The sequence below is a fragment of the Streptomyces sp. NPDC059534 genome (assembly GCF_042743475.1).
GTDB lineage: Bacteria > Actinomycetota > Actinomycetes > Streptomycetales > Streptomycetaceae > Streptomyces.
Genome location: NZ_JBHWAQ010000091.1, coordinates 1 through 7,025 on the forward strand (window position 1 = coordinate 1; position 7,025 = coordinate 7,025).

Genomic DNA, 7,025 nt, shown 5'->3' on the forward strand with positions numbered 1-7,025 from the left:
CTGGTCTCCGACCGCAACACCACCACCTGACCAACGCCACAAGCAGGGCAACCACGACTCACCCGCTATCACGCACCAACTCGTAAGCGAAGTAGTCGTAGACGGTCTTGAACGGCGGGAAGTCGTGCGGCAGGTACTCCCACGGGATCCCGGTGCGGTTGACATAGAGGATCGCGTTCACGATCTCTCTCAGATCATGCACCCGCGCCGCGGTCCCGGGCCCTGACCGGGCGGCCCGCCAGGCGACGAACACCGGCTCGATCAAGGCCCAGCGAGCATCGGAAACGTCACTGCGATACGCACGCCGAGGACTCATACCCGGGGCAACGACCACCACGGCCTACAGTCACAAGAACATCCCAAAACACCAACTACCTAGATCAGATGTCCTCTAAACTCTCCCTCGCAGCATAAAACCCCTGTGTTCACACTCCGGGGGTCACCTCGGTTGGTCAGCGCTCCAAGTCCCCGCGCATCTCGACGAAGAGCTTCCCAGCCTCGGCAAGCGTGCTGTTCTCGAAGAGCGCGACGGCCGACGTGCCCTCGTCGGCCCATCCGCAGATGACGTTGCCATCCTCGCTCAGCGAGGCGAGCAGGCACTCCATCGAGCCGCCGAGCGGTCCGCTCTCCACCGGTTGCGCCTCGGGCTGCCCCAGCTCCGGGTCCCATTGAATGTACTCGAGCATGCCCCGGAACAGGTGCTCGCGGCGCTTGTTGGTGTCCTCGGGCACGTGGTCGACGCCCTCGAACAGCACCGGCTTGCCCTGCCCGTTCGGGTTCCCATAGTTGCCGGTGACCAGTGTCATGCCGTCCCGCATCTCGCCCGGGTCGATGAGAACGTCCGTCAGGGCTTCGTCGCCCGTCAGCTTCTTCAGACCGCCCGCCCTGGGGGCGTCCACTAAGGTGCGCTGATCACTCGGCTTCGCCGAAGGCGTCGGCGACACGGATTCACCGGCTTGCCCGCTCGGCGGCACGACGGAAACTTCCGTACCGTCCTCCCGGCAGCCGCCAACCGTCAGCACTGTCAGCACCGCAATGGCTGCGAGGCCCACTTTCGCCGCAAATACCTGTCTCATGAAATCTCCCTGCTGTTACTTCACTTACCGTTCCCGCCGCTTCCCGCGTCGGTAATGATCAGTGACGAGCCCTTCCGCTCAGGCGGTTCCCACATCCTGGCACCAAGTCCGTCGCCGCATTATGACGTTCGTCTCGGCTGACTCACGCTCCACCGAGGTCAGCTCGCCGGGCCGGCCCTCTCCACGATCGGCCTTCGCCCGTTTGTACCAGCCTCGCAATGACTCCGGGCTCACCCCGAGCTCCCGTGCCACCTCGGTCACCATCCGGCCCGTGGAACCCACCACCGCGACCGCGTCCCGCTTGAACTCCGCCGTGTAACGCTTCGTCTGCTTACTTCCCACCTGGCACTGCTTCCCCTGGGTTCATACGTCCCAGTGTCCAGGTGTCCACATCAACGGGGGAACTTCACAATGCCGCGTCACACCCTCACGCAGCTCGCCGGGGCGCCTACGGAGAGCAGCCATGAACGACATCCTTCCGGGTCTTCGATTTCTCCATCAAATCCGGGGCGATTCAAAGATAGGCATCGTCTACTCATGAGCGGCCTGTGACTACTGCGGAGCCTGGGACTCCAGGAGTGTTTTGTGCGGGTTGACCGCATGCGGGCGATAAGAACCGACAGCAGAGACGGAGGCTACAATGAGTAGGACAGCACAGCTTCAGGCTGGGGCTTTGGACAGGTCTGTGATCCAGGTGTGGGCGCAGGCGCTGTTCTGCGCACCCTTGCACCGGGCGGGGGATTATCCGGAGCTTTTCACTGAGCGGATGGCCTGGTGTCAAGAGCAGGCTGCCCGTGCTTACACGGCATGCTGCGGCGAATGTCCAAGCCCATGACCAGCGCCCTGCGACGCCCTGCTGTCACCTGTACCGGTTCTATAAACGGTTTGCCTTGCAAGGCGGAGAAAGTGGCCTCCAGCCAGCTGCAGTGGATCACTCGCCAGTCAGCCAGTCACCCGGGCCGTGTTCCTTCCCCTACTGACAGCCTGCGCCGGTGGTGCGGCATTCTCCTTAACGCTCTTGCAGCTTTCTGTGACGATATGACACGTCTGTCCGGCCCTCATTCGCGGTTCTGGCGGCTCCGGCTGGCAATGATCGCCGATCAGCATCTGAAGCCCGTCACCGGCGGTCTGCCGGCCGATCGATGGCTGGTCCACGCTTACCATCGCACCCGAGCCCGTCCCCACCCCACCCTCGACCGTCAACTCTACCAGTCCTGGCTGCCCCACCTGACAGCCGCGGCCCGCGACCTCATCAACCACAGCGCCGCAGCCGCTGTCCACGCCACGCGCATTCAGCACCACACGCCTGCCGCAACCCACCTTCTCCAGGCCCGCCACACTCTCCAGCACGCCTGCCTCCACCTCTCAGCCAACCCACCCAGCCCCGGCGCTCGCTGATCCAGGGCTCGGTCGGAAGGTGCGAGATCGCACTCTGTCTCGGCAGCTGCAGAGAGATATGAAGGTGTGTACCGCTGCTGGTCGGCGTCTATGCGGGGTGAAGGTCGATCTTACGCCGCTCGTCCAGGGTGATGGTATTGGGTAGGAGCTGCTCAGGGTTTTTGTGTCATTGAGGGGTGTTCTGGAGTGGTTCACCAGATTTTTCGGCCCCCTTTCGGAGAAGCGGTGATTTCTGTGTCCTCCGTCAGGTCGCTCCATGTTCGGGTGTGCAGGCGACGTATCCGCGCGGGTACAGGTGAGGTCAGTGTCGGCAGGCTCCAGCCTGGTTCAATCAGGGGGCAGCCGACTGATCGACGATCACGGCGGCGATATCACGATCATCGTCGTCTCATCGACCGTACCGGCACCGGCTCAGCGGCCGCACGCGAGCGCAGGACCCGGTATGGATGGCACCGAGAGCCAGCAGGTCCGGTGTGGATCGCTTCGCTATATCGCTCCCTTCTGTCACGCTGAGGAACCTGATGCTGCCTCATCTTTCCTACGCCGATGCCGTCCATGCCGCTCTTGTGGATGCTGGCATTGCCCCAGACACGCTCACCGCAAGCGCTTCGGGCACCGACGTCCGGCGCGAGCTGATCGCCGTTTTTTCGTGGGCCAGCATCATGCTGCGCTGGTCATCGGAGACCGGCTGGCGGCATGAGGCCCCGCATTGCGGTGGCCCCCTTCCTCTCGATCAGTTCGCTGCCCCGGCTGCGGTGGTCAGCGCGGTGTCGCTGTTGGCCGACGGCCACCCGCCGGTCGCGTGCCGCGGGCGGTGGGCCGAGGCCCGCTTTCTTGCTGTCGCTATCGGCGCCTGGGAGCAGAGCCCCTCCTCATGCCTACCCTTGCAGGCTCGGCCGCGCCGTTACTGGGGACCGGCGATTCCAAGAATGAGTTCTGTCTTGCGAAGCCTGCGGCGAGGCGAGCCTGATCTGTGCGGCTAAGCGGTCTTGCGTAAGTCCGGTGCTGCTGTGCGGAGTTCGATCCAGGGGTAGGCCCGGATCGGGATGTCTTCGTACTTCACCGACCGCCAGACCCGCTCGATCTTGTTGAGTTCGGGACTGTAGGGCGGCAGGTAGAAGAGAGTGATGCCGTGGTCCTCGAGTTGAGGCCGTGCGTCTCTCATCCGTCGGCTGACGTGGGTGGAGGCGTTGTCCAGCACAATCGTGCCCACGGGAGCAATGCTGGAGACCTGTGGATCAGTTCCGGCAGGAACGCGAAGGGCGTACCTTCCCGAATGATCCTTTGATGGTCTCCGAGTAGGCCCGCGTTGCAGCGCGGGTCGGGAAGGCACGCCCGTGCTCAGCGTAGTCACCGACGACGGCTCCACCCAGTCCGGCTCCCTGATCGACGAGATCGTCTGCGAGGGAGCCCGGCGCATGCTGGCTGCCGCCCTGGAGGCAGAAGTCAACCAGTACATAGCCGAGTTGGCCGCGGAGACCGACGAGCACGGACGGCGTCTGGTGGTCCGCAACGGCCACCACCGGCCCCGCACCGTGGTGACCGCCGCCGGCCCGGTCGAGGTCAGGGCCCCGCGGATCAACGACCGGCGCGTGGACGAGACGACCGGCGAGCGCAAGCGGTTCTCCTCGAAGATCCTGGCGCCGTGGTGCCGCAAGTCGCCGAAGATCTCCGAGGTGCTGCCCCTGCCTATACCTGCACGGCCTGTCGTCCGGCGACTTCGTGCCCGCTCTGGAGCAGTTTCTCGGCGGCACCGCCGGCCTGTCGCCCGCCACCGTCACCCGGCTGACCAAGCAGTGGAGCGACGACCACGCCGCCTTCCAGACCCGGGACCTGTCCGACCGGGACTACGTCTACGTCTGGGCCGACGGCGTGCACCCCAAGGTCCGCCTCGGTCAGGCCCATTCGTGCGTCCTGGTCTTGCTCGGCGTCCGCCTGGACGGCACCAAGGAGCTCATCGCGATCGCCGAGGGCCTGCGCGAGTCCACCGAGTCGTGGGCCGACCTGCTGCGCGACTGCCGCCGCCGCGGCATGCGCGACCCAGAGCTGGTGGTCGGCGACGGCGCGATGGGCCTGTGGCGGGCACTCGCGGAGGTGTTCCCGGCCGCACGCCCGCAGAGGTGCTGGGTTCACAAAGCCCGCAACGTCACCAACTGCCTGCCCAAGTCCGCACAGTCTGGCGCGACAAAGGCCATGCAGGAGATCTACAACGCCGAGGACCGTGGCCACGCCGAGAAGGCGATCGAGGCGTTCGCGAAGACCTACGGGGCGAAGTTCCCGAAGGCTGTCGCGAAGATCACCGACGATCGGGACGAACTGCTCGCGTTCTACGACTTCCCGGCCGAGCACTGGATCCACCTGCGGACCACGAACCCCATCGAGTCGACCTTCTCGACCGTCAAGCTCCGCACCAAAGTCACCCCCGGTGCGGGCAGCCCGGCGGCCGCGCTCGCGATGGTGTTCAAGCTGGTCGAGTCCGCTCAGGAGCGATGGCGCGCGATCACCGGGGCCCACCTCGTTCCCCTGGTCCGCGTCGGCGCACGCTTCGAGAACGGCATCCTGGTCGAGCGGTCCGAGGTGGCGGCATGAACGAGATGCTTGCCGCTCTTGAAGCACTGACCGACCGCGACCCGAACCGTCGCGTCGTCGCCGCCGACGTCCTCGGGGACCTCCTGCGCGGCACCGCACTCGACGCGGACTCCGCTCGCCTGGTCGTCGGACGTCTGGTCAGTGCGGCCGTCAACGACCCCGTGATCAAGGTCCGCGAGTCCGCCCTGAACTCGATCAGTGAGCTCTTTCAGAGTGGCCACCGATCGGGTGACGGCTACGTCCGCAGGAGGGAATCCCAGCCGCAGGTCGGAAGCCGGTCAACCCCAGAAGAGCGTTCACCCTGCGGAGTGAGTACTGAAAGAGCTCAGTGAGGCATTCAACCACCACAGCCTGGCCCTGGACCTCGCCGAACCACTGACCGCCGGCATGCCGACGATGGAGCGTGAGCTCCTCGAACACGCCCTCTACATCCTCGGCGCCACCCACGACCCGCAGGCCAGCCCGCTGATCGAGCCGTTCCTCCAGCACCCCGACCCAGAGGTGCGCGAAGAAGCCCGGCTCGCGGCAGCCGAGATCACCGCAGCCAAGCCGGAGAGCCCCACCCACAACTCTTGACTATTGCTCCCTACTCCGCACAGCAGCACCGGACTTACGCAAGACCGCTTAGGGCAGGCGCACACGCAGTCGGTTGGAGATCAGTTGCATGTCGCAGGTCGTGGAGACTGGGCCGCTGGGTAGGTTGAGACTGAGGGCGAGCCGGTAGGGGGTTACGGTCCGTACGACTACGATTCCGTCTTCGGAGAAGGACTCGGCCGTGCGATTGCCGGCTTTGGTGACCGAGACGGTGGCTTGGGCCGTTCCCATGCTGGCGCCCGTGGGGTCGGTCAGGGAAAGCTGGCTGGTTCCCGAAGTGCCTCGCAGGGGGACGGTTCCGCTCGCGATGTCGAGGTCGCCGGGGAGTTCGGAGAGCGTCAGCGTCAGGCGGCGTCCGTCAACTCGGCCGTAGACGTCCCCGCCGCCGCCGGGCAATGAGCACTCTTCGGAGTCCAGTGTCTCCAGGGTCCTGTCGTTGTCGATGTAGGCCGCCGGAGTGGTGGACATTGTGTGGGTGACGATGTGATCCCCGGCGCAGTCCAGCGGGCCTATTTCGAAGCCGGTCACGGTGACAACCGGGTTGGTGATCTCATATCGCTGGGTCGTGATGGTGGCCACTATGCGGCTGTTGCCTTCTTGAACGCGCACCACCTTCTCGACCGGATCTCCCACGGGCCGGAACGAAGCGCTCATCGATGCCTCGCCGGCAACGGGATTGCCGTCGGCATCGATGATCTCGCCTCGGCCTTGGAGATGGCTACTCGTCCAGTTTCCCGGCGCTCCGAAGGCTTCGTAGCGAAGGTCACCGCTGCTGGCCGTGTCGTAGGCCCTCATCTGGAAATCGTCTGCTCCGAGGCTGTTCCGGCCGACCTTCGCCCGGACGAACAGAGAGCCGTCGGTCGAGGTGGCAAAGCAGGCCACACCCTCACTGGTCACCGTCTGCTCGTAGATTCCCTCTGGGCTGGCCGAGGCGGCAGGCATCCACCCAACGGCCAAAGCGATAACACCCGCAGCAACCGCGCCTCGCGCAGCGATGGCGCGCCGTCTGCGTCGGATCGGCACTCGGGGACGATGGCAGTGTGAGTCGGTGGACGGCATCTGTACGGGGGCGTTGCTGCTCAAGAAAGGGTCTCCTGTCTGCGAGCGCGGGTCAATCATTCGTCCCGCTTTGAAATCGAGTGATGCAAAAATGCCTGGTTTGTGCAGGCTCTAGTGTGGCGGCTTTTAGTTGCCGGGAGCCGCCACACGAATGGTTCGCAATCAGGTCCCAGTCGCCCGCGAGCGGGCGATGAAAAGCTTTCCCAGTCGGCCGGCGCGACCCAAAGGTTCCTGTCCGCGTTCAGCGGCATCTCACCCACTCCCGGCCCCGACGCCACCCGCCCACTGCCAGCCGCTACCGCCTCGAGA

The 7,025-nt window shown here is 65.2% G+C and carries 6 protein-coding genes and 2 pseudogenes; 3 read left to right on the top strand and 5 right to left on the bottom strand.

Annotated elements, in window-relative coordinates; translation table 11 throughout:
* Nucleotides 1-85: 85 nt before the first annotated feature.
* The 4 genes and pseudogenes from ACFVZH_RS39570 to ACFVZH_RS39585 all read right to left on the bottom strand — a co-directional run.
* A pseudogene (locus ACFVZH_RS39570) lies at nt 86-316 on the bottom strand (transposase); the annotation flags it as partial.
* Nucleotides 317-452: 136 nt separating this feature from the next.
* Nucleotides 453-1,076, bottom strand: a complete 624-nt coding sequence (locus ACFVZH_RS39575; RefSeq protein WP_384905398.1) for a hypothetical protein — start codon at nt 1,074-1,076, stop codon at nt 453-455.
* A 78-nt stretch (nt 1,077-1,154) separates the two neighbouring features.
* The gene (locus ACFVZH_RS39580; protein WP_384905400.1) at nt 1,155-1,418 is read right to left on the bottom strand and encodes a transposase; all 264 of its coding nucleotides are present in this window, start codon (nt 1,416-1,418) and stop codon (nt 1,155-1,157) included.
* 2,035 nt (nt 1,419-3,453) lie between these two features.
* Nucleotides 3,454-3,687 carry a transposase gene (locus tag ACFVZH_RS39585; protein ID WP_384905402.1) on the bottom strand — a complete coding sequence of 78 codons (234 nt, stop codon included), beginning with the start codon at nt 3,685-3,687 and terminating at the stop codon, nt 3,454-3,456.
* 124 nt (nt 3,688-3,811) lie between these two features.
* On the opposite strand from ACFVZH_RS39585, the pseudogene ACFVZH_RS39590 reads away from it, so the two are divergent.
* The 3 genes and pseudogenes from ACFVZH_RS39590 (at nt 3,812) to ACFVZH_RS39600 (ending at nt 5,639) form a co-directional block, all read left to right on the top strand.
* A pseudogene (locus ACFVZH_RS39590) lies at nt 3,812-5,063 on the top strand (IS256 family transposase).
* The gene (locus ACFVZH_RS39595; RefSeq protein ID WP_384905404.1) at nt 5,060-5,395 is read left to right on the top strand and encodes a hypothetical protein; all 336 of its coding nucleotides are present in this window, start codon (nt 5,060-5,062) and stop codon (nt 5,393-5,395) included. The pseudogene ACFVZH_RS39590 and the gene ACFVZH_RS39595 overlap by 4 nt, the downstream one beginning before the upstream one ends.
* A 43-nt stretch (nt 5,396-5,438) precedes the next feature.
* Nucleotides 5,439-5,639, top strand: coding sequence for a hypothetical protein (locus tag ACFVZH_RS39600; RefSeq protein ID WP_384905408.1), 201 nt, complete (start codon nt 5,439-5,441; stop codon nt 5,637-5,639).
* 48 nt (nt 5,640-5,687) lie between these two features.
* Here ACFVZH_RS39600 and ACFVZH_RS39605 read toward each other — a convergent pair whose 3' ends face one another.
* Nucleotides 5,688-6,680 (bottom strand): hypothetical protein, encoded by a 993-nt coding sequence (locus ACFVZH_RS39605; RefSeq protein WP_384905406.1) that lies wholly within the window; start codon nt 6,678-6,680, stop codon nt 5,688-5,690.
* Nucleotides 6,681-7,025: the final 345 nt, after the last annotated feature.

Bases quoted from the DNA above. Each gene is read 5' to 3' on its own strand.
- ACFVZH_RS39575 (WP_384905398.1), bottom strand. From the start codon at position 1,076: ATGAGACAGGTATTTGCGGCGAAAGTGGGCCTCGCAGCCATTGCGGTG.
- ACFVZH_RS39595 (WP_384905404.1), top strand. From the start codon at position 5,060: ATGAACGAGATGCTTGCCGCTCTTGAAGCACTGACCGACCGCGACCCG.